At 59.3% G+C, this 1009-nt stretch carries 1 protein-coding gene; it reads right to left on the bottom strand.

The genetic code is table 11. From position 1 onward, the window contains the following. Window positions 1-106: 106 nt before the first annotated feature. Window positions 107-871: an IS6-like element IS6100 family transposase gene (locus OKB77_RS23955; RefSeq protein WP_001389365.1), complete on the bottom strand. Its 765-nt coding sequence runs from the start codon at window positions 869-871 to the stop codon at window positions 107-109. Window positions 872-1009 lie beyond the last annotated feature (138 nt).

Genomic DNA, 1009 nt, shown 5'->3' on the forward strand with positions numbered 1-1009 from the left:
CGACTATGCTCAATACTCGTGTGCACCAAAGCGAGGTGAGCATGGCGACGGAGGCTCTGTTGCAAAGATTGGCGGCAGTCAGAGGTAGGCTGTCGCTCTGCGCCGATCAGGCGGCTGCTGCGAAATGGTGGTTGAGCATGCCCATGGCCTCCGTCAGCGCCGAGGGCCCAATGCCAAAAGCTCTCTCCACAAGGCGCACCTCGCCCCTGATGCCGGGCTGCAGGCACCAGGGGCGAGCCTGTCCTTTGCGCAGGGCTCGCATGACTTCGAATCCCTTGATCGTGGCATAGGCCGTGGGGATCGATTTGAAACCGCGCACCGGCTTGATCAGTATCTTGAGCTTTCCGTGATCGGCCTCGATCACGTTATTGAGATACTTCACCTGCCGGTGGGCCGTCTCCCGGTCCAGCTTTCCTTCGCGCTTCAATTCGGTGATCGCTGCACCATAGCTCGGCGCTTTGTCGGTATTGAGCGTGGCAGGCTTTTCCCAGTGCTTCAGGCCTCGCAGGGCCTTGCCCAGGAACCGCTTCGCTGCCTTGGCGCTGCGGGTCGGCGACAGGTAGAAATCGATCGTGTCGCCCCGCTTGTCGACTGCCCGGTACAGGTAGGTCCACTTGCCCCGCACCTTGACGTAGGTTTCATCCAGGCGCCAGCTCGGATCAAAGCCACGCCGCCAGAACCAGCGCAGCCGCTTCTCCATCTCCGGGGCGTAGCACTGGACCCAGCGATAGATCGTCGTATGGTCGACCGAAATGCCGCGTTCCGCCAGCATTTCCTCAAGGTCGCGATAGCTGATCGGATAGCGACAATACCAGCGCACCGCCCACAGGATCACATCACCCTGGAAATGGCGCCACTTGAAATCCGTCATCGTTCCGTCCGTCCAATCTCCGCCAAGCATGCTCAAGCTTCACGATTTTTGCAACAGAGCCCACACGAGTATTGAGCATAGTCGAGATTGGTGCAGATCACTTCTGATATTGAACTGTCAGGAGCTGGCTGCACAACA

The sequence above is a fragment of the Aeromonas sp. Y318-3 genome (genome assembly GCF_027706185.1).
Taxonomy (GTDB): domain Bacteria; phylum Pseudomonadota; class Gammaproteobacteria; order Enterobacterales; family Aeromonadaceae; genus Aeromonas; species Aeromonas veronii.